17 protein-coding genes and 1 pseudogene are annotated in these 21,792 nt (G+C 62.5%); 6 read left to right on the top strand and 12 right to left on the bottom strand.

The genetic code is table 11. The annotated features are described in order from the left end of the window. Positions 1-255 precede the first annotated feature (255 nt). Positions 256-537: a hypothetical protein gene (locus tag NKH89_RS31295; RefSeq protein ID WP_352484260.1), complete on the bottom strand. Its 282-nt coding sequence runs from the start codon at positions 535-537 to the stop codon at positions 256-258. 249 nt (positions 538-786) lie between these two features. Then, complete coding sequence (locus tag NKH89_RS31300; RefSeq protein ID WP_352484259.1) at positions 787-954, bottom strand: hypothetical protein; 168 nt, start codon at positions 952-954, stop codon at positions 787-789. A gap of 200 nt (positions 955-1,154) precedes the next feature. Here NKH89_RS31300 and NKH89_RS31305 point away from each other — a divergent pair, with 200 nt between their 5' ends. The 6 genes from NKH89_RS31305 (at position 1,155) to NKH89_RS31330 (ending at position 9,510) form a co-directional block, all read left to right on the top strand. Next, the gene (locus NKH89_RS31305) at positions 1,155-3,119 is read left to right on the top strand and encodes a polysaccharide biosynthesis/export family protein (RefSeq protein ID WP_352911120.1); all 1,965 of its coding nucleotides are present in this window, start codon (positions 1,155-1,157) and stop codon (positions 3,117-3,119) included. Positions 3,120-3,484: 365 nt separating this feature from the next. Beyond that, complete coding sequence (locus NKH89_RS31310; RefSeq protein ID WP_352484257.1) at positions 3,485-4,774, top strand: GNAT family N-acetyltransferase; 1,290 nt, start codon at positions 3,485-3,487, stop codon at positions 4,772-4,774. Positions 4,775-4,897: 123 nt separating this feature from the next. Continuing rightward, complete coding sequence (locus NKH89_RS31315; RefSeq protein WP_352911194.1) at positions 4,898-6,190, top strand: NAD(P)-binding domain-containing protein; 1,293 nt, start codon at positions 4,898-4,900, stop codon at positions 6,188-6,190. A gap of 265 nt (positions 6,191-6,455) precedes the next feature. Further along, entirely contained in the window at positions 6,456-7,454 is a 999-nt protein-coding gene (locus tag NKH89_RS31320) for a carboxylate--amine ligase (protein ID WP_352911123.1), read from the top strand. 644 nt (positions 7,455-8,098) lie between these two features. Continuing rightward, positions 8,099-8,317: a hypothetical protein gene (locus NKH89_RS31325; RefSeq protein ID WP_352484254.1), complete on the top strand. Its 219-nt coding sequence runs from the start codon at positions 8,099-8,101 to the stop codon at positions 8,315-8,317. A gap of 341 nt (positions 8,318-8,658) precedes the next feature. Beyond that, on the top strand, positions 8,659-9,510 hold the full coding sequence (locus tag NKH89_RS31330; protein ID WP_352484253.1) for a class I SAM-dependent methyltransferase: 852 nt from the start codon (positions 8,659-8,661) through the stop codon (positions 9,508-9,510). 144 nt (positions 9,511-9,654) lie between these two features. On the opposite strand, the pseudogene NKH89_RS31335 reads toward NKH89_RS31330, so the two are convergent. The 10 genes and pseudogenes from NKH89_RS31335 to NKH89_RS31380 form a co-directional block, all read right to left on the bottom strand. After that, positions 9,655-10,620, bottom strand: a pseudogene (locus tag NKH89_RS31335) (acyltransferase family protein); the annotation flags it as partial. A 13-nt stretch (positions 10,621-10,633) separates the two neighbouring features. After that, entirely contained in the window at positions 10,634-11,968 is a 1,335-nt protein-coding gene (locus NKH89_RS31340) for a lipopolysaccharide biosynthesis protein (RefSeq protein WP_352484252.1), read from the bottom strand. Next, on the bottom strand, positions 11,959-13,239 hold the full coding sequence (locus tag NKH89_RS31345) for a glycosyltransferase family 4 protein (protein WP_352484251.1): 1,281 nt from the start codon (positions 13,237-13,239) through the stop codon (positions 11,959-11,961). Before NKH89_RS31345 ends, NKH89_RS31340 begins: the two co-directional genes overlap by 10 nt. Before the next feature lie 14 nt (positions 13,240-13,253). Then, a complete protein-coding gene (locus tag NKH89_RS31350) occupies positions 13,254-14,009 on the bottom strand; it encodes a hypothetical protein (protein WP_352484250.1) in 756 nt (251 codons plus the stop codon). After that, on the bottom strand, positions 13,996-15,963 hold the full coding sequence (locus tag NKH89_RS31355; RefSeq protein WP_352484249.1) for a putative glycosyltransferase family protein: 1,968 nt from the start codon (positions 15,961-15,963) through the stop codon (positions 13,996-13,998). The genes NKH89_RS31350 and NKH89_RS31355 overlap by 14 nt, the downstream gene beginning before the upstream one ends. 8 nt (positions 15,964-15,971) lie before the next feature. Beyond that, complete coding sequence (locus NKH89_RS31360) at positions 15,972-17,117, bottom strand: glycosyltransferase family 4 protein (RefSeq protein WP_352484248.1); 1,146 nt, start codon at positions 17,115-17,117, stop codon at positions 15,972-15,974. Then, positions 17,117-17,923, bottom strand: coding sequence for a glycosyltransferase family 2 protein (locus NKH89_RS31365; RefSeq protein WP_352911131.1), 807 nt, complete (start codon positions 17,921-17,923; stop codon positions 17,117-17,119). Before NKH89_RS31365 ends, NKH89_RS31360 begins: the two co-directional genes overlap by 1 nt. Further along, the gene (locus NKH89_RS31370) at positions 17,920-18,285 is read right to left on the bottom strand and encodes a hypothetical protein (protein WP_352911133.1); all 366 of its coding nucleotides are present in this window, start codon (positions 18,283-18,285) and stop codon (positions 17,920-17,922) included. Before NKH89_RS31370 ends, NKH89_RS31365 begins: the two co-directional genes overlap by 4 nt. 676 nt (positions 18,286-18,961) lie before the next feature. Then, entirely contained in the window at positions 18,962-20,515 is a 1,554-nt protein-coding gene (locus tag NKH89_RS31375; RefSeq protein WP_352911136.1) for a glucosamine inositolphosphorylceramide transferase family protein, read from the bottom strand. Continuing rightward, positions 20,500-21,654 carry a hypothetical protein gene (locus NKH89_RS31380; RefSeq protein ID WP_352911139.1) on the bottom strand — a complete coding sequence of 385 codons (1,155 nt, stop codon included), beginning with the start codon at positions 21,652-21,654 and terminating at the stop codon, positions 20,500-20,502. The genes NKH89_RS31375 and NKH89_RS31380 overlap by 16 nt, the downstream gene beginning before the upstream one ends. Positions 21,655-21,792 lie beyond the last annotated feature (138 nt).

A 21,792-nucleotide genomic window follows, 5' to 3' on the forward strand; every position in this document is an offset into this window, starting at 1 on the left:
TTTGACCGTGTTACCTTACGCTAGGAAAACCCTAGACAAGAACACCCTCTTTAGGCGTAGGGTAGCTTCGTCGAGGGGTACCCCGGATTCTCAAGCCTGAGGTCTTGGTGAGGAGTGCGAGCCCCGGGTTTCAGCCGCTCCGGGCGGCAGCCAGCACCATCGTGGCGCCGCATGCGCGGACTGCGAGAGTTGTCGGGCTTGGTCTCCCTGGGGCGTGGGGGGTGCCGCCGGTCTGGCGCGGGGCGACGCGGCGTCTCAGGCGGGAGAACCGCGGGCCAGGGGCCGCGCCGCGACCAGCCGCGATTTTGGGATGACGGCGCAGGCCGGGAAGAAGGCGATCTTGACGCGGCGCGCGCTGATCCTGACCAGCGCCCGAGCTTCACCAGCTTGAGGAGCAACGTGCCACAGCTGGCGTGGCGACTGGGTGTGGGCCAGCGCGATGAGCCGCAGCGCGCACAACAGCACGGATACCTTCCGGGCATCGAAATGGGCGATGGTCTGCCGAGCCGCTCCTTGCGTTGCACCTGCGGTGAGCAATACAGGAGTTGCCTGGCGCGGCCCCTGGGGCGGCCCATATCGGGGCAGCGCTGCCGGGGAAGTCCCGTGGCTGAGGCCGAAATTCGAGCCTGGTGAGATCCGGCGAGAAATGATGAGGCGGGCCAGTTCTGCTATTGCTATCTTGATAGGGTTGCCAAGATTGCGGCTTCGTCGAGGTCGCCTCTTCATTCATCAGGCGAGTCAAGCCGTCGATCGGTCATTGACATAGCAGAATGATCGGGTTTGCGACTAGGAGCCGGAGATCGTGATCGGCTCGTTCTCCAGGGCCTGGACGACGAAGTTGGAGCCCAGCCATTCTGCGAACGCATGTTGGGGCCGCAGAGGGTTCGAGACGCCGCGTCGGACCACTTTTTCCTGCTCTTCGTTGCGTTCGATCGCCTTTGTCCCGTTTGCCATCAAAGAGGTTCTCCTTCAGCGCAGCAATCTGCTCATTGGACGGGTTCGCCGGAGGGGGTGTTTATCCGGAAGGAGTGCCAACAAAGGGACAGTTGTGCCGCTGGCGGTGAAGGGTCACGATAAGGCAGAGCCTTCCTCGTCGACCGATGCTCGCCAGTTCGGGACGGGCTGGCCACCAATAAAAGTGAAAGCCACGCGCCATGGCCATGGATGCAGAACACAATTCCGAGCCCGTCACTCCCTCGTCACAGGCGGCCCGCCGCAGGGGAATGAAGGCCGTCCTGCTTGTCTTGGGGGTCTCCGGGGTCGCCGTCCTGGGAGCGGGAGCGGTCAGAAACTGGGAACCCATCGAGGTTGTCTCCAGAGCCGTGGCGCAGAAGGTCGAGGATGCCTCGGTAGCCGTGGCGCAGAAGGTCGAGGATGTCTCCGGAACCGTGATGCGGAAGGTCGAGGATGCCTCCGGAACCGTGATACAGAAGGTCGAAGATACCTCCCGAGCCGTAATGGAGAAGGTCGAAGATGCCTCGGCAGCCATGGGGCAGAAGGTCAAGGACGCCTCCGCAGCCGTGGTGCGGAACGTCGAGGATGTCTCCGGAACCGTGGTGCAGAAGGTGTCTGCTGCTATCGATAGCTGGCAAGAACAACCGGTCCACGCCACGATCGAACCCTCCCGCGCCCGCGCGATCGTGTCGGGACCGGATACGTCGGCGGTGGCGCCGGTCGAACGGAGCGCAGCCCCTGCGGTCCCCACTAGTGCCGAGCCCCCCAAAACCCTCAGCATGGGACAGGATGCATCGGCCGCCGCGTTGGTCGAGCGGACCGTCGTCCCTGCCGTCCCCACCAGTGCCGAGCGCCCCAAAACCCTCAGCACGGCGCCAGGCATGCCAACCGGAGCCCTGTTCGGCGTCGGCGACCGCCTCAAGGTCGCATTCTACGAGCGCGTCGACGTCGAGGAAGACAAGTGGGGGGGCGCGTCCTCGGCCTTGCACGGCATCCTGCAGCGTCCGGAACTGAGCGGCGAATATATTGTCCAAGAGGACGGCACAATTTCCGTGCCCTTGCTTGGCTCCATTCCGGTCGCCAACCGGTCGACGCAACAGGTACAGGCCGACCTGGCGGAGATCTTCAATCAACTGCTGGGCCGCAAGGGGCTGGTCAACATCCTGCCGCTGGAGCGCCCGCCCATTTACGTGCTGGGGCCGGTCAAGAATCCAGGCTCGTTCAAGTACGCGCCCGGCATGACGATCCTGCACGCGATCGCGCTGGCCGGCGGACTCGACCGGGCGGAGAGCGAGCCGTGGCAGAAGATCGAAGCCGTGCGTGAGACCCAGAAGCGGAGCGGGGCGATCGATGCCATGTTGAAGTTGCTCGCGCGCGCGGCGGTGCTGAAGGCCGAGCGCGACGGTACGGCACCCGCTATCCCGCCCCAGTTGCTGGAACTGGCCGGCGCGACGGAAGCGGCTAACCTGGTCAACGACCAGAGCGACCGGCGCAAGGCCGTCGCCACGGCCCGCAAGGATCGCGAGCGCGCGAACCTGCGTGCGCTGGAGGCGGCCAAGCAAGATGTTGTCGCTTATGGGCGCATGGAGTCGCTCGACAAACTCGTCAAGCTGCGCCAGGAGCGCGTCAACAGCATGCGCACGCTGGTGGACCGCAAAGTTCTTAGCATGACGGTAATGGATCAGATCCAGAGTGAGTTGTCCGACGCAGAACAGCGTCGGCAGGACGCCCTCAACCAGTACGCGAGCGCCAAGCAGCGCCTCGCTTCGCTGGAGTCTGAGGTGTTGCGGACCCGGGCCGACCTCAGGGACGATATGGAGGTCGAGATCGAGACCGTGGAAAGCCAGATCGAGGCCAATGTGCGCGAGTTGAACGTCAGCGAAGGCGTCCTGTACACGTTGCCGGTGACCCGCGTCCAGTTTGCTAAGGACGCGAACAGCGCAACCTATCAAATCGTGCGGCAATCGGCAGCCGGGCCGGTCAGCATTGAGTCCGTCGGGATGACCCTGTTGCAGCCAGGTGACCTCGTCAACATCATCGTGGGCGAAAACGGGCCACGAGAGCCGGCCGGTTCGCCGGTCCCGACCTCGTCGCCGACCAGCGAGAGCTTGCCGGCCGCGTCCAACCCCAACGATGTCGAGCTTTCCCGCGTGGTGAGGGAGTAGAGGATCGGTCCGAATTGATGCCCGGCAAGGAGATTGGTCTGCATCACCGGTCTGTGTGGATGAACTCGTCGGGACGAAGTGGGAAGCCCGAAACGACCCCTCGCCGACAGCTTGAGCCGCTTCAGGAAACGAGCATGTCCGCCTCCCCTCAGGAGTTCGGATCATTGGCAAGGTGCAGTGAGATAACATCGAACGGGACACAGGTGCGTATCAAGCGGGATTGGTCAAAGATTTCGGAATTTTCGTCACGACGGCGCGCACGCTCGAGCGGATATTTGCGCTAGGCGGATACGCTTCCGGCGCTCGCAAGTCTTCCCTTCCAGCGACATGAAGTCTTCACCGAACAGGAAAACCCCGAGTGCTCCATGGACGAACAGCAGCTCGCAGCGAGGATACTCCTGGCATTCCCGCCGCAAGGCGCAAAGGATCAGGAAGATGGCTGTATGTCAGGACCTCTTGATGTCTCAGCCATCGGTGCGGAACCCTATCGGGTGGCTTCAGTAGAACAAGCCATGCGCCAGGATACTGTCATCGACGTTACCGTGGAGGCCTTGCCGGACATCGCGAGACTCGAGACCGTTTGGAGAGAGCTCGAAGCGCGAGCAACTCACTCGTTCTATCTGTCCTGGCTCTGGATCGGAACTTGGCTGCGGCATCTGCCGGGGGGCGCGCAACCACATGTTCTAATCGCTCGGACGTCAAGCAGGATCGTTGGATTGGCGATTATTTGCCGGCGGAGGGCGTGGAGTTTCGGGCGGCATGCGCGGGCGCGTTGGCTGCTCAATGAAACTGGAGATGTTCGTTTCGATCGATTGTTCATCGAGTACAATGATATTCTTGCGGAGCGATCCCTGGCCGATGCCACTCGAGTGGCATGCGTCGAGGCCTTGGCGCATCACTTGCACCACTCTGACCAACTGGTGCTCTCCGGAATTGAACCGGACTTCGAGTTGGCCGCTTGTCGCATTGCGGACCGAGCCGGGCTCCTTACCGAGGTGAAAGCAGAAGAGACGGCACGGTGGATCGATTTCGCCGAAGTCCGCCAGAAAGGCGGAAATTACCGCGCCACATTGGGCAGCAATACTCGACAGGCGGTAAGCCGTGCCATGCGACTATATGCGGAACGCGGCCCCATTGCGTTCCGGACTATGGAAATGACATCGGAGGCGCTCGCCGCGTTTGATTTGCTCGCCGAGCTTCATCAGGCGCGGTGGGGACGCAAGGGGGCTTTTGCCAATCCGAGCTTCCGTCGATTTCACGAGGAGCTCATTGCACGCGGAGCTCCCAGCGGGACGGTCCGCATCTCACGGACGTTGGCTGGGGACCAGACAATTGGGGTCCTGTACAATTTCGTGCATGACGGCCGTGTTTACAACTACCAAAGCGGCTTTCTGTATGAGCGCGACGGCCGGCTCAAGCCCGGGCTTATCAGCCATGTTCTGGCTATTGAGGACAGCATCCGACGCGGGGAGCGCGGCTACGATTTTCTGGCAGGCTTCTCCGGGCACAAGTCCCGCCTGGCCAATGCGGAGCATCCCATGAAGTGGATCGCAATAGGCAGAGACAATCCAGAGCGCCGCATTGAAGCCAAGCTGCGCGGTGCCAAGCGGGTGCTGGGGAGCATTGTTGCCCAGATGAAACAGGCCGCGGCTTGAGGCATCGGCCAAAAAAGGACCCCGCCACTCAATGTCAGTATTGTTAGCAGGTTCTTGGATATGTGGTCGGCGGGTGCGGACCTTCGGCAGGCGAGAATCAACGGGAGGTGCGCTTTGTATACGATGTGCGATGTGACCATTGTCGGTGCTGGCCCGTATGGACTGTCGGTAGCCGCACACTTGCGCGGACTGGGTATTGACTGCCGGATAATCGGCAGCCCCATGGAGAGTTGGAAAAGCAAGATGCCGAAAGGCATGCTGCTCAAGTCAGCTGGCTTTGCATCAAACCTTTCTGATCCCGAGCATGCTTTTACTCTTCGGCAATTCTGCCTCGAGCACGGCAGTCCCTATGACCATCTGGATCTTCCAATTCCGCTGGAAATATTCTCCGCCTACGGGTTGGCGTTCCAAAAACGCTGCGTGCCGGACGTGGAAGACGAGGAACTCGTTTCCTTGGTTCCGGCTCCAGAAGGATTCGATCTTCGCATGAAGAGCGGGCTATCCTTCAGGACCCGGAAGGTGGTGATTGCAACAGGCCTGACCTATTTCCGCCATATCCCCGAGCTGTTGTCCCGACTGCCCAGCGATAAGCTGTCGCATGCCGCTGACATTCACGACCTACAAAGATTCGGGGGGCAGCGCGTCGCGGTACTCGGAAGCGGAGCATCCGCAATTGATATAGCGGTGCTCTTGAACGAAGCGCGGGTCAACGTTCAGCTTATCTCGCGCAAGCCGGCCATCATTTACAGTGGTCGGTGGGGAGGCTCAGGCTCGCACCCGGGGCTACGCCGCCTGGCACATCCCGTTTCTGGAATCGGCCCGGGTTGGACACATCGACTATTCGCAGACTGGCCTTGGCTCTTTCGGTATTTCCCCGAGTACTATCGACTTGAAATGGCAGAAAAGTTTCCCTCGCCGTCCGGAGGGGAGTCAATGAAAGATCGGGCAGCAACCATTCCTTTGCTTGTGGGACGCTCGCCGCGAGAGGTGAGATTATCAGAGCACGGAGTACAATTGAAACTACTCTCCATGGACGGCAACGCTCACGTCGTCGAGGCAGATCATGTAATCGCGGCGACGGGATATAAGGCCGACGTGCGTCGTTTTCCTTTCTTAAGCTCTTCAGTTGTCGAACAGCTGCGTCTTGTCGGAAAAACTCCCAGGCTGTCCACGAATTTCGAGTCGTCCATCCCGGGATTGTATTTCGTCGGGCATGTATCGACTACGACGTTTGGACCGGTCATGCGTTTCGTGTTTGGCACCGGCTTCACCTCTCGCACGATATCAAGGCACCTAGCGAGCCTGCGCCCTAGGCCCTGGCGAGCGGGGCAGCATCGGCCCACTGTGCCGACAACTTCAGCCGGAAATGTGGACGCTCGCCTTGAACCAATCAAGGGAAGTCAGTCTTCTCGCTAGGATTGGGGCTATTATGCCTAGTCACGTGATAAATCCGCGGCAACACACTCTAGCAGCCGATGGCGCACCGACACCCGTGGTCTTAGGAGGAGGAATAAACGGCCTGTCCGCTGTACGCAGCTTGGCTCAAGCGGGACTTCGGCCGATTGTAGTAGTTGAGACAAGGTATGATGTGTCAGCTGTATCGCGGTATGCCCGAAGAGTTATTGTTTCGACATTTAACGGCGAAGAATTCGTGGAGGAACTAGTTAGATTGCGAGAAATAATGCCTCAGAAAGGTGTGATAATATTTGCCGATGACCGTCCACTTTTGACTGTGTCACGGTACCGTGACCGTGTGGCTCCCTGGTTCAGCTTCCAACTCCCACTCCACGAACTGCTGGTCGACTTAACGCTGAAGGAGCCATTTTTTCGTTTGGCCGAGCGCGGTGGCTTTCCGGTGCCAAGAACCCTCTTGGCGCAGAACCATGGTGACTTGATTGGCCTGCGTGACCTTCGGCCTCCGTTGTGCGTGAAGCCAAACAGCCGTTCCCCGGCGTATGATGGCTCGTTCAAGAAGGCCTATCGCATCGAAACCCAAGCCGATGCTCGGTTGCTCTGCGAGCGAGTGCTGGACGCGGTGGGGGAGGTGATTGTTCAGGAGTGGATTGAGGGGTCGAATGACTCCATCTACTTTTGCCTGTGCTATCTGCGCCCGGGTGCTTCGGTCGCCTTTACAGGCCGCAAAGGCCGTTCCTGGCCACCTCAAATCGGCGTAACCGCTAGTTGCTGGGCGGCGCCGGAAGTCGCCGAGGAATTGGAGGATCTGACAATCCGTTTCTTCCGATCAATCGGTTTGACAAACGGATTCGCCAGCATGGAATTCAAGCGCGACCAGCGTGACGGTGTATTTCGATTTGTTGAGCCAACCGTTGGCCGGATCGATGGGCAGGTGGAGATCTCCGCCCTCTGTGGCGTCAATCTCTGTCATGTCGGCTATTGCGACGCCGCCGGGCAGCCACACCCACCATTAGAGCTTGATCCGACGCACGTCTGGCGCGATGAATTCAGGGATTTCATCTCGGCCCGGCTCCTTGGCGCCGGCTGTTTCTATCCACCGAGTCATCGGATTCACAACGCCTACTGGCGCTGGGACGATCCAGGTCCGGCGCTACTGGAGTCAGCGAAAGCCGCGAAAGAAACGCTGCGCCGTGTGATCTGGCGGCCTTTAAAAACTGAACCGATATCAACGTACCGAAAAGAACAATCAGAGTTAAGGTGCTGATTGGCTCAGCATTATTCCGACTCGCGGGTCAACAAAGAGGCGATCGGCAAGAGCGCTCAAACGTGGGCATCCGCTGAAGGCCGCGGGATAGTTCGTTGCACGCGCGGCACGACGGCCCGCCTAAGTCCTCGACGCTGGCGAGTCCCATCGCGATGGCGCGCAGGCTCGCCGCTGCCAATTACAACATTCGGCCTGCTCCTGCGTTGGCTCGCAGAGCTTTTGCGTGCTTTGATCCGGACGTTCGTCAAGACCGGCGCAGATTGGCAACGCGCTTGAATGGGAGCTCAAGCGTTTCTTCAGAGACGACTATCGCTGCGCGACCTGTAATAGGCAATGATGTCCTTCGGTTTCATTGCACGTCCCGAACGCCGGCCAAGAAAATAGACTGCGCTCGCGCCGTCGGCTGCATACAAGGCGGTGCCTTATCCGGAAGGAGTGCCCACAAAGGGATAGTTGTGCCGCTGGCGGTGAAGGGTCACGATACGGCAGAGCCTTGCTCGTCGACCTGTGCCCGACCAGATCGGGACGGGATGGCCACCGATGGCCACCCTTGAAAGTGAAAGCCACATGCCCTGGCCATGGATGCAAAATACAATTCCGAGCCCATCACTCCCTCGTGACAGGCGGCCCGACGCAGGGGAGCCGTGGCGCAGAAGGTCCAGGATGTCTCCGGAGCCGTGGCGCAGAAGGTGTCTGCTGCTATCGACAGCTGGCAAGAACGACTGGTTCAAGCCATGGCCGAACCCTCCCGCGCGATCGTGTCGGGACCGGATGCGTCGGCCGTGGCGTTGGTCGAGCGGAGCGTCGTCCCTGCCCTCCCCACCAGTGCTGAGCGCCCCAAGAAACCTCAGCAAGGCGCCTGACGTGCCAACCGGAACCCTGTTCGGCGTCGTTGACCGCCTCAACTCGTCGCCGACCAGCGAGAGCTTGCCGGCCGCGTCCAACCCCAACGATGTCGAACCCTCCCGCGTGGTGAGGGAGTAGAGAGGATCGGCCGAATTGATGCCCGGCATAATTGGTCAGCAAGGTGATTGTTCTGCACGGAGACGCTCGGGGCTGGCCCAGGACTTCAACTGTCGGGCCGAGGCTTCCCTAGGGCCCTTTGCGCTGGGCCGCTCAGCTGCCGGGTGGACATCGCCAGCCGGTCGCCAGGGTCTCATCAGACTCGGCCCCAGGAAGCGGCCAGATCAAAGGGGGGCGTGTGTTGACAAAGCTGAAGCCTGACTATGTCGCGATCCAGCGGCGCTGCAAGGACACACGGCCGCCTGAGCGCCTGGTCGCGCACTACGAACTGGAACGCCGGCTCGCGGATCGGCTGCGGGCCGCCTCCCGCGACGAGCGCTCCCGAATCTATGCCGAGGTGTATTCGGAACTGTTCAACAGCCTGCCGGACCATCCGCAAAAAGCCGCCGTCGGCTCGCGCCCTAACCGGGTCGCGAAACAGGTCAGGGCCCTCAAGCCTTTAATGGGACGCGGCGAAGTGTACCTTGAGATCGGCTGCGGTGACGCCTCGCTGCCGTTCGCGCTATCCGGGAACACTCGTGAGGTGCTGGGCCTCGATGTCACGGACGCCTTGGTGGATTTCGCCGCCGCTCCGACCAATTTCCGCTTCCTGAAGACGGGCGGGGTCGATATCCCACTCGCGGACAACTCCGTCGATCTGGCCCATTCGGACCAGCTCATGGAGCACCTGCACGTGGAGGACGCCGAGGCCCAGCTCCGGGAGATCCACCGGGTGCTCAGGCCCGGCGGGCACTATGTGTGCACGACCCCGAGTGGCGTCACGGGGCCGCACGATATCTCGGTGTTTTTCGACGAGGTGGCGACGGGCATGCACATGCGGGAATACGACTACCGTTCATTGCGCACGCTGACGCTCCAGGCGGGCTTTCGCCGGATCGAGTTCCCGCTGGTGGTCACCGGATATTGGCTCGTCAAGCCGCCCTACCGACTCCTGCACGGCATCGAGCGGGCTCTGCAATGGCTTCCGGCTCGGTTGCGGCGCAATCAATTGGCCGGCGTCCTGATGGGAATCACGGCAGTCGCCACCAAATAACAGCGCTGGTGCGGGCGCGGCCAGGACCTCTAGGGCCTTGCCCGTCGGCCTCATCCGCACCTGGGCGGGACCCCCGTCCAACAGGCGTTCCTTGAGCTGGAGTAGCGGCAACTCCATCACGTACCACGAGGTCGCTGGCACCGCGACGCTCAGGACCAGGACGCAGATGCCCTGAGCCCAGACCGGGACGGATCCCATCCGTTCGATCACGGCGCTCGACTCGAAGATCCTCGGGAAGAACGCGTGGGTGAGATAGATGCCGTAGCTGATCTTGCCGATGAAGCGGACGAACGCGAACCCGCTGAAGAACGCTAGCGGGCCCGGCAGCCCGGCATCGGCCCGCAAAACCACCCAGGCAAAGAAGGTCCCCACACTCGCGTTGAAGGTCACGTGACGCAGGATGCCGTTGCCGTAGACGTACCAAGCCACGGCCTGGAACAGCAGGCAGGCCAGCGCAAGGATCCCAAAGTCCCACCCGGCGACGAGGCGTCGGCCGCCACGCGACGCGGCATAGGACAGAGCGCCGATCAGCACGCCGATGCCCAGGATCTCGAACTTTCCGAAGATCGACAGCTCAAAGGCGAACGGGTCAATCGGCGTCGTTAGGACAATGTTACGCAACAGGAATCCGGTCGCGATCAGGAACAGCCCCACCCTCATCGCATTGCGACCGGAGATGAGCAACAGCACCGGCAGCATCAGGTAGAACTGCTCCTCCACGGCCAGTGACCAGAACACAAGGAGTGGGCCTCCGGTCGCCGCGAGGTAATTGCTCGTGTAGCTGAGATGCCAGGGAATGAAGTCGTGAACCTCGGGCACGCCCAGCACGAACAGCACGAGCAGGGTTAGATAGTAGGCCGGCATTAGCCGAACCGCGCGGCCGATGAAGAACCTGCGGATGACTTCGCCTGCAGGGGCTTGCTCTAGTCTGAACAGCAAGTTGCGCGTGATCAGGAAGCCACTCAGGACGAAGAACAGTTCGACCCCCAGCGCACCCGCCCCGATGGGGAAGCGCATTGTGACCCACGACCCGCCGAAGTGCTCTACGCCGACTAGTCCGATCGCGATGGCCCGTAGGCCATCCAACTGCGGTCGATAATCCTGCGCCATGGTCGGTGTCTCCTCAAGTCTGGAGCGGCGACGGGGTCGGTCGGTCGTGCGCGCGGCCGGCGGCAGAATCCAGTTTCATGGCGAAGGCCAAAATCAGGGCCGCATATGCACCCTCGATGCTGAGGGCGAGCGTCCAGCCTAGGACCAGGCCTTGAAGTCCATCAAGCTTCGCCCCAGCGACGACGAAGCACAGTTCCAGTATTCCGCCAAGCGCGAACCAGCGAGACGCCTTGCGCATCGTATTGCTCAGCCGCGCCAGCGTGCAGGCATGAAATTTGAGCGTTGATCCCAGCAAGCTAAAGCCGAGAAAGCGCAGGCTCGAACCAGCGATCTCAGGATAGGCGGGATTAAAGACCGCAAGGACCTCCTGAGAATATGTGAAGACGAAGGCGGCGCAGACCACTGAGAAGAGCAATGACGCCACGAGGCACAAAAGGATGTTGTGCCTAAATCGTTTCGGGCTTGCTCTGACTACGGGGAACAGGGCCGTAGCCATGGCTGCGGGAATGATCGAGGCCATGAATACCAGCATCCACAACGATACAAAGGCGGCATTGATGGCCGGCGACAGGAGAATCAGCACAAGGTACGGCATGATGACCGCAGGGGCCTGCAAGGCCACATCAAGCGCGTAGTGGTCGAAGACCTTGCGGCGGAGCGTAGACAGCAACGGAAAATCGGGGGCCCCAACCAGGTGACGCGTCCCGCCCCGGGTCAAGAGATCGACACCGATCCAGGACGCCAGCATACCGGCCACCCAGGTCAGAAGAATCGCGGCGTTGGAGGCGTAGCCAGCTGCTGCTGCGGCGGCGATGAGCACCAGCTTGAATGTGGAGAACAGCACTTGCCGGATCATCCTGTCGGTGCTGCGCAAGTTGCCGACGAGCGCCTGATCGGCCACCGCGCTGAAAACGGTCAGGCAGCAGCCGAGGACGAACGCGACGCCCCCGAACCATCCGTCAATCGGCCCGGACGAGCTGTTGAAATACGCCTCTCCGAAGACAAACAGCAAGGCGAAGCCAGCCGCCAATGCCACCCCGACGGACGCTGCCGCGGCCACGAGGCCGCGCTCCTTGCCGGGGTGCCGAACGATTTCGCCCATCAGCAGGGTGCCGAGCCCGGCCTCCCCCAACAGACCGACGAGCCCCATCACGGACAGAAGGGCAGAGGTCTTGCCGATCACCTCCGGGGGAAACAGTCGGGCGGCGAGCCACCAATAGATAAACCCAAGACCGGCCGCTGCCATTGTTCCGATCGCCAGAGCACCGGAATTCGTGGCGAGCGTAGCGTTCTTTTGAAGCACTCGGCGCACGCGAATAAGTGCAGTCACGGCGAGATCTACCGGCATGATGGCTCTTCCGAGTCTTGGTGCGCCGGCACCGCGGACCTGCTGGCGGCTGGACGCAGGATATCCCAGTAGACCTGCTCGATCCGGGTCACAACCACTCCGGCCTTGAGGCGCCCCACCCTGGCGAGGCTTGTCGCCTCCAGGCGGGCCAGCAGGGCGCGGTCGTCCACAAGTGTTTGCATCGCGTGGGCCAGCGCATGCGTGTCACCAGGCGGCACGAGAAGCCCTGTTTGGCCATGATCGACCATATCCGGCATGCCGCCGACGTCGGTTGCGACGACTGCCTTGCCCGACGCCATCGCTTCCATGATCACCGTCGCGCAGGCTTCGGGTCCGACCGATGGAAGCACGCCGAACAGTGAGCGCCGCCATGCATGCATGATGGCTGAATGCGGCCACGTATTGAAGACGCGGACGTTCGGCGGAAACTCGGTAGGCGTATCGGCGACCCGGCGCCCAATGAGGACCAGCGGTGGCGCCCGCTCCAGGCTGGCATAGGCTTGCAGGAGAACGCCGATGCCCTTGAGGCGCATCATGTCGCCGACGAACAGGATGAATCCATTCGCAGGCAGCTCCTGCCGCAGGCAGGGATCTTCCGGGCCAAGCACCCCGACATCGTCGGGCACGAAGTTGGGGATGATCTCATAGCTGGCGCGGCCTTGGGTGAGTCCGGTGTGATGCGCCACCGCGTGGCTCACCGGGATGAAGCGGTCCACCAGGCGCTGAGCGGCGAAGCTCGACACCCAGTTGCTCAACGTTGTCGCGGCTCCCTTCACCGCTCCGTAATGCACAATAGCGCAAGGTAAGCACTTGGCCGGTGCTGGGCCACTGCAGAGATGGGTGCCCAGGTGCATGAAGTTCTTCTTGGCGCAGACAAGACCGTAATCGTGCAGCGTGACCACGAGGCGTGCCCCACTGAGAACTTTGACCGGCAGGAAGGACGCATAGATCCAGTTATGGGCGTGGACGATGTCCGGCCTCTCCTGGGCGACCAGCCGCTTCAGGGCTAGCACCAGTTCGGGATCCGGGAAAGGTGGTGCGTGGCGGCGCTCGGGATCGGTGTGAAGGCCTGACAGACGCTGGAGCGTGCCGCGCAGGCGGTGCACGCGGACCGCGCCGTCCTGCTCGGTTTCGGGCGATCCGGGATGCCGCAAGGTCCCGACGCTGACATGATGGCCCCGCTGCGCCAACGCCGCGCCGAGGTTGCGGACGTGCCGCTCCTCTCCCCCGATCACCGGAGGATAGAACTGCGACAGTAGCAGGATGCGCATGGTTGAGCCTCGTTTCAGATGGGCGGCACCAGCGTCGAAACGCTGCGATAGAGTCGGTCGTGTTCCGGCCCATAGAGCCGCGCCTCCGCCGTCTGGCGAGTTGCCAAGACGGGCACCAAGATTTCCCGCGCCCAGGTGTCGCCCGGCGCGATAGTGAGCGATCGGAAGACGGCGAACGGTTGCCCGTCAAGCGTGATTTCCAGGTCAAATCGCTGAACTCGGGTTTCGGCGCTTCTGATGCCGACGGTGAGTAGGTCGGGCTCCCCATTGGGCGATGGCAACATCCAGAGCTCGGTGTATTTGAATTGCCGGTAGGTCGCTTCGTCCCGGACGGCCAGCGCATAAGCTCCGGTCGCCACCAGCACCGCTACCATCAGTGCGGCCCCCTGCCAGAGCCGGAGCCGCGGCGGAGGCGCCCAAGCTGGCAGATTGGGAGCGTCGCGGCGGACCGCCACCAGCGCCGCGGCGGTCGTCACGGTCCAGAACCACACCGCCCAGCCGAGCGGCGTGAGGAAGCCAGCGGCGTTCAGGGCAAAGCCCCCGGCGATGCCGGAAGTGAGGCTTGCTCCGACCGCGTAGACGAGGTGTTCCGACACGGTGGTGGTCCTCACCCCAAGAGCCCGCAGCACCACGTGGCCCGAGACGAGCAACACCATTGGCGCGCCCAGGACGGTCCGGAGGAGCAAGCTGTCGCTGATCGCAACGACGGCCACCGTGGCCACTGCCCACAGGCAGGCGGCCGCAAGGTCCCGATTACTAGAAATTCCCATGTAATCCCCTCACATCGTAGATGACGATCCAGCCGTTGTCGTAGATGCGCGTGATCCCCTTGATGTTGTTGAACTTGAGCAGCTGTGCGCCCGAGAGCGGAGTTCCCTCCTGCGCTTGCCACGGCTCGAAGTAGAACCCGAGCACCGGGATGGCTGTGGACAGGCGCAGATCTACCAGCAGGAAATCGATGTCGCTCCTCGCCAAGGCGTAAAGGTCGTCAGGCCATAATTCCTTGGCCTCGAAAATGCGCGCGGCATCGACGCCTTGGACGATGTTGACCCTGGCATCCTGCCGGCCGTAGCCGGCGAGCAGCAGGCGATTGACGCGGTCGGCGGTGAAGCGATTGCCGGGCTTGAGCCATTCCTTGGTCCAGAGCGCGGTTTCGATCCCCATGGATTCGACCGATTGCTGGTCGGCCGCCACCCTGTAGCGTCCACGCAACGGATCGAGCGAAGCGCTCGTGACGCCGCCTAGGACGATGGCCGCCAGAGCAACGGCCGGTGCGACGCGGCGCCACCCGCGTGGCGTGCGACCCTGCCAGAAGTGGACTATGCTCACCGCGACGACCAGTGCGACGGCGATGAACACGAACGTTCCCATGCGGTGGCCGATTTGCCATCCAGCGATGGTAAGCCGGAAGGCCACCGAGACCGGGAACGCGAAGGCCAGCAAGGTAAGGAGCACGATGCGGCTGTCGCGCCAGCGCCGGTTGAGAATGTCCTGGATCGGACGCCAGCCCGCTTGCGCATCGCGCGGCGCTGCCATGGCCAGCGACCGAAAGAAACCCGTCGCCAGCCCGAGTGCCAACAGCAGGATCGCGAATAAGGTGGTAAGCCGCATGCCGAGGGGCTGGGTAGGCGCTCCGAGGTGCTCCGACGATGGAGTGGGCGCGCCCAGGATCTTTCCGAGCAATGTCTTGAAGCCGGTTTCGGCCACCGGGGCGAGATAGCTTGTGAGAGGGTTGCCACGGGCCTGTATCCAAAGGAGCGGCAGGGCTATGGCCAGGAGCGCGGTGAAGCCTGCGACGGTCCTGGCCTTAATCCGCAAGGGGCCGCGCCGGCGCAAAGCCTCGAGGGCCGCCAGCACTGCGAAGTAGGCGGCGGTGAAGGCGGCCGAGAGGTGGTGCGTGACCGCGAGGCTCGCCAACAGCAAGGCAATCAGACCGAACGCCTTCAGCCTCGGTCGCCCGACGAGATCCTTGGACGCTGCTTCGACGGCGAAGGTCAGTACGCACAGCACGATGCCGAGGCTCTCGTAAGAGAACATCGACTCGAACAGGACGAAGGTTGAGCAACCCATATAGGCCAGACAGGCGATGGCCGAGATGCGCGGCGATCCGGTGATGCTTTCGAAGAACAGAAACAAGGCACCGACGAACGTGCCCCTGAGGACGACCAACAATAGAGTCCCCGCCACAAACAATGGCAATCCCGTCAGATTGACGATCGCCGTCGAAAGGATTTCCAGGGCGGGATACGTCGGCCCGATCGGGAGAAGCGGGTTGGACAGAAATAACCGGCGGGCCGTCATAAGGTCGTCGGCTGCGATCCAGTGCAAGAACTCGTCGTGATGGATGAAGCTCGTCGGGGAATAGACCGCCTTGTAATAGAACAGGGCTTCGGCAAGCAAAAACAGGAGGAAGAGGCGCTCACCCCGGGCTACGATCGGCCAAGCTATGCGCAGGCTGGTCGGGACGACCAGGAGGACGACACCGGACCAGAAGAAAAGCGGCGCTACGTCATAGCCCCGGCGCCCGGCGGCGTGCCCGGCCACAACCAGGAGCAGAGCCGTGGCGGTCGTCAGGCACAGAACCGCGATCCATCCGAAGTTGGCCCGTTGCGGCGGGGCATCGGCGCTGCCGCCGCGAAGGTCGGGACCGATAACGGCCGAGACGAACCTTATCCCGGCCCGGAGCGGGTTGATCCTGGCTCCCGCGGCGAAATGAGCTGGCATTATCAGCCTCATGCCTCCGTCGCAGGAGGCCACGACATCAGGCCGTCGGGGGGCAAGCGGACCGTGGATCGGCTGCTCAGGACATCACAATAAACGTCGCTCAGCGATTGAGCGCAGGCATCCCAGTCCGGTAGCGCCAAATCCGGGACCTGCCGGTGGGCCTTCAGCTCTTTGGCCATGGCGGCGGCCAGCTCTTTCGGACCGGCATTGGGCGGAATCGCCCTGCACAGGCCCTTGCTGGCCAGCTCCCGCAGCCCGGACGTGTCGCTGACAAGGACCGGACGGCGCAGCGACAGGGCTTCCATTACGGCGACCGGATGGGCTTCGTAGTCGCTGAACAGCACGAACAGCGCAGCCCTCGCCAGAAGATCTGCCATTTGCTGCCGCTCGGACCCGGGGATGCTCGCGATAGTGACCCGCCTCTCGAGGCCGAGCGTCGCGACGAGGCGCCGCAATTCTCCCTCATACGGGCCTGTTCCGACGACGTGCAGTCGTGCGTCTGGCACCCGGCGGATCAGTTCGGGCAAGGCCGCAATCGCCCGTTGATGGCCCTTGTAGCGCTCCAGCCTGCCGCCCGAGACGATCAGGTGCGGATCGACCTTGATGCCAGGGGTCGGAGCCGGCATCGCGGCGCCGTTCGGGATGATGACAAACCGTTCCCGCGCCACGCCCATCCTCCCGCTGAAGAAATTGGCCTCGAATTCGGAGACGCCAATCAGCCGCGCGGCCCGGGCAACCAGCGGCCGAAGCAGCGCGTGCTGTGTGCCGCGCACGGCGTTGCGGAGCCGGGAGGAATGTCCGCCGCTGTGGAAGGTCAGGACGAACGGCAGGTGTCCGCGGACGGCCGCGAGCAGCCCGATCGGCGCCACGAAGGTGTTGTAACCTTGGAAATGGATCAAATCCCAAGCCCCGCGCCGGATAGCAGTATAAATGCCGGGCGCAGCATAGAGGTCCAGCTCCCTCGGCCAGGCCGGTACGCGCTGCACCCGCATGCCGCGCACCTCCTCCTCAACCGGCAGCTCCCCCGAGGGATCGGTGGTGAGCACGTCGACGGCGTGGCCGCGCGACACCAAGCGGGGACCGACTTCCTGGATGTGAGTTTCGATGCCGCCTATGAGGGGGTAGCAGCGAGCGGCAACCATCAGGATTCGCATCAGGTCTGTCCACTGACAACACAGGCTGTCGCGCTCTGCCTGCGCTGTTGGTGCACCCTCTCGCGCAGGATGGTTTTCAGTACGCGCCAGCCGTCCGGCATGGGGCGCAGATGGCTCACACCGCTGATGCGCGGAGCTTCGAAACTCGCCACCTCGACGATATTGAGGTGGTTCTTCAAGGCCCGCACGTTGATGAGGGTCTCGATCTCGAACCCATCGCAATCGCAGTCCAGCGTGGCGACGTGCTTGGTCCAGAAGGCTATGTATCCGTAGCATAGATCGGAGAACCAACCGCCATAGAGCAGCCGCACGAACAGGGTCAGCCCCTTATTGCCGAACATCCGGAACAGCGACATGTCGTCGGTGCCGGCGCCCTGGATAAATCGAGAACCCTTGACGACATCCGCGCCGGCCATCAGCGCACTTACAAAGACGATAGCCTCCTCCGGCACCATGGAGCCGTCGGCGTCCAGCATCACGATGATTTCGCCTGTGGCGGCCAGGAATCCTGCTTGCAGTGCAGCACCCTTGCCCCGCCGGGGCTCCATGACAATCTTCACGTCCTCGCGCAGGCGACGCGCAACCGCGACCGTGTCGTCGGTCGAGCGACCATCCACAATAATGACCTCATGCGCCCAGTTGGGGATGCGCGGCAGAAGCCAAGGGAGGTTCTCGGCTTCATTGAGCGTCGGGACGACGAAGCTGACCCGGGGCAGAGTGAGCGATCGGCGCAGCGCGAAATCAATCGGGTCAGGCGGCGATACGGCACCGACAGGGGCGAGAATGCTGGCGAGACGGGCGTTCATGACAGCGCTTTGAGGTCGTACGATGGAACCCAGAAGGCGGCCTGGAAGCGCGCAAGAACTGCCGCTAGGCGTCGGGCGAGATGATGGGCCGGGTGATAGGTCCCGTATACGAATCGACGCACCGGGCCGAAGCTGTTCGCGGCGGCGGGACCGATGAAATGCAGGCCAGGCACCGAGGTCTCGTAATGGGCCGATCGCTGCGGCGCGCCCTCAACCAGGCGGATCTGGCGCAACAGCGTTGGGCCGAGGAAATGCTTCCATGACCCCATGAGCTCCCCGAAAATCCGGTGCTCGACATCTCGCGCACGTAAATGCGCGGCCAGCGACAGGTAGGGGCCCGCTCCAATGACCGCCACATCCACGGATGTGCTTGATCTAGCCACGCGCCGACTCCCCGGAAAGTGAAATCAAGATGATCTTGGATAAGATTTGCCTAGATGGCATCTTAATCTGTGTTTACCTGAGCATTACTGATGAAAATCTGAAATGGAAGAACGATAGATGATTAGGGAGAAACAATAGGTGATTAGCTCTTTGGTGGTATCCATTTAGGTTATTTCGAGCCATGCCACCGGCGCGGATAGTGCGGCAGCGGCACCGATCATCTTCAGCAGCTGTGTCGGCAGCGTTGCCAAACCGTTTAGACCTCTGGGGCCACCTTCAACGCCAGCGAGGACCTTCATCGACCCGCGGCCACGGCTAGAGCGGGATGACGTTGGGGCAAGTCGAGGAGGGATTCCCAGATCGGTTGGATATTGTTTCAACCTTCTGGCTGGAGCTGGAGCCCAGTATGAATGGTTGGCTATTCGATGGACCTTCGTGAACGGGTTGTTCATGCGGTCAAAGCCGAGGGGCTTTCTCGGCGCGCTGCGGCGGCGCGATTTGGCGTCAGCTATAACGGGGCGATTGAGTGGCTAAAGCGGGTGGAACAGACCGGCAGCGTGACGCCTAGCCAAGTGGGCGGCAACAAGCCGGAGTCGAGCGCACCCGCCCTTCGCAGGCGGTGTACGTTGCGCTCGACCAACTGGCTGCGGGCAGCTAACCTGGACGCGAGACCTGCCTAGAGAGGGGCTGGCCACGCGGTCCTGAGACCGGCGCGTCGGGTACAAGCAACCGATACGAGGTCGTGACCTCTCGCAAACCCCGGATATGTCCGAACAAGTCGATCACCTCCAAGCCGGACCGCCGGTTGTAGGTGTGGCACCCGAACTCTCCGGACCGAATGCGACCGACGGGGGTCTGGACAAATTCCGACTCGCCGAGCGCATCGATCCGGCAGAACGTCACCGCGCCGCCATAGCCGAGCGCGCTGTCTTGGACCGGGCGTAGCGTCTGTCCGCAGTGTCGGATGACAGCGCCTGCGGGGCGGCTGAGCGCGGCATCAATCAGGACGGGGTTTGCGGCATGAGGCGTCCAACAGCCAGTCAAGCTCTCGGCATGGTAGAGGCTGAGGACATCCCAGGACGTGGACCTCCATACCCTGAGGCTGACGAAAAACCAGAAGCCGCCTTCATGGCGCAGCGGCGTGGTGTCGTAGCCCTCGATGCCGTCGATCAGGCAGGCCTCCCGCGTCCACCGGAACGGGAATTCGACTGCCCTGTAGAGGGCGACATTCCTGGCCGCCCCCGATTCGGGGATCATCCAGATCTGTCCGTCCTGCTCGAATACAAACGGGTACGAGAGGTGGTGCGGCTCCTCCAGGACGATCTGGGGTGCGCCGGCGGTCCCGCTCCGGTCTGCTGTCACGACCGCAATGCACCCCCGGTTCTTTGAGTAGAGGTACTGTTCGACGAAGATAAAGTCCTGCCCCTGATGGCGAAACGGGAACGGGTCGGCAAGGTAGCTGCCGGTGTCCCCGGTGAGCACCTTGAAGGCTGCTCCGCCTTTGTCGAGCAGGCTCGCCGCCTGGTCGAAGCGCCAGCCAATCCCCCAAGCCTTACCGCCTCTCGCCAAGATGTCCAAGAACTTGATCATCTTCGATGCCACCCTGCCAGTCTCCCATGCAGTGGCCGAAAGCGCGCTTAACGAAGGCACGGCCATGCGTGGGCCGGGGACACCGGCCGCAGCTGAACTGGTTTCCTCGCGCAAGGCTTTTAAGGTCAGCGCCACAGCGCAGGAGAGGACGCTATCGAGGCTCGCTGAGAATACTGCACGGTCTAAACTGGCCGGACGCGCCATCCACGGCTGTGACGGGCGCGCCGTGTCGTGCAGCTCGACGAGAAGGTCCTGATCATTCGCCAAGGCCGCCATGACTCCAATCTCGCCCGGTACGCCGTTGAAGAGCGGCGTCAGCACGCGCCTTCCCGACGGGAGCGGCCCCTCTCCGCTGAAATCGATCACCACGTCCACTTGCTCGGCCGGAGGCGGCAGGGACCGCAGCGCCGCCTCGACGGCGTCGGTCGCGCCCTTGACACGAAAGCCATAGAGTAGTCGTTCGAGTTCGAGCAGCAGACGGAAGATCAACGGCAGCGGGCGGCAGCCGGCCGCGAAGGCGCAGGAGACATCGTTGCCGGGCACTTCAGCAAGCGCTTCTGCCAGCCACAGATGCCAGCGCAGCGGCCGCGACGGATCGAGACTCAAGCAAATGCGCATTGTTGTTCTCGCGGGGGATTCCAAAAAGACCCCAGCTTTGACGAGAACCACCTTGAGCGATGCGCCTTGCCAGCTATCCGCCGTAGGCCCGCGCGCCAGGGCGGCAGATAGAAAGCCACGGCGCGCGCCACATCACAAGGATGATGCACCAAGGCCGGCAGCGGATCGTCCCGGCGCCGGAAGCCATCCATCACGACCGAGCGAGGCGGGATCGGCTTCGCGCCAAAGCGGATCCGCTCGATCCAGGAACCCTGCCAGAGCACGCGGCCGTCAAGCGAGCCGGTCGGCAATGGCTGCAGGTCGAGTTGGTGCCGACAAGCTATCAGCGAGATATTGAGCCCGACGAGCGTCGCCAACTCCTCCTGCCAATCGGTGCGCCCGACCGTCGGCTCTATTGTCAGAAAGCGTCCGCTCCTGATATCCCGCTTGTACTCGAGGCCGCCAAATCCGAAGTAGTTGACCTGATCGAGGAGGTTTTTCGTGGCGCGTTCCAACTCCTCGTTTACTGCCGCCCTACAGAACGCCGTGCTCCCGGTGCCCGGCGGTATGCTGGCGAGTTTTTGCCCGGTGAACATGCCGAGCGTCTCGCCGTTGCGTCCCCGGTAGAACAGGCAGAAATAGACGTTGTCATCTGGTCCCTCGACCGTCTCCTGTACCAGGACCTCGCCTGTCTGAGCCAGCAGCCTCTCGGCCGCCGAGACGGCGTCAGCGTAGCTGTTCGCTGTGATCGGGCGGGGAGCATGCCCCTCGTGGAAGTGGCGCTTGTCGGCGGGTTTCAGGATCATCCCCAGGCGGAGCGACGTCTCGCGAACACCCGCGAGGTCCCGCACGACCACGCCGTTCGGCACTGGCCAGCCATGCTCTCCGGCGCTCTCGGGGAACCTGGCTTTGTCGTGAAGCATACTAGCGGTGTCGTGAGTTGAGAGGCGGAAGTGGTAAAGCCGCTCCAGCGCTTTGCGGTACTCCGAGATCGTAAGAAGCGCCAGCTCATCGGTGATTACCAGCAAGGGCCGCTCTCCGATTTGTCTCCGAAGATCGCGGAGGAAGACCACGAAGCCATGGCCATTCAGAGCGTCTGCCAGGAAGGGGTGGGCGTAGCGCGACCACAGCGCGGGGTTCGACCGCTTGCGGTCGACCACCCAATTGGGCATTCCGCCTGGGGCGAGGCTGCGGCACACCCCGAGTCTATTCAGCTCCCCACCTGTTGCAACCGCGGGGACCCGCCAATGCGAAGAGCCAAACTCTTGGTTGGGAGCGACGTCTGACAGCACGGGTCT

It is taken from the genome of Mesorhizobium sp. M0923 (genome assembly GCF_040319365.1).
Lineage (GTDB): Bacteria > Pseudomonadota > Alphaproteobacteria > Rhizobiales > Rhizobiaceae > Mesorhizobium.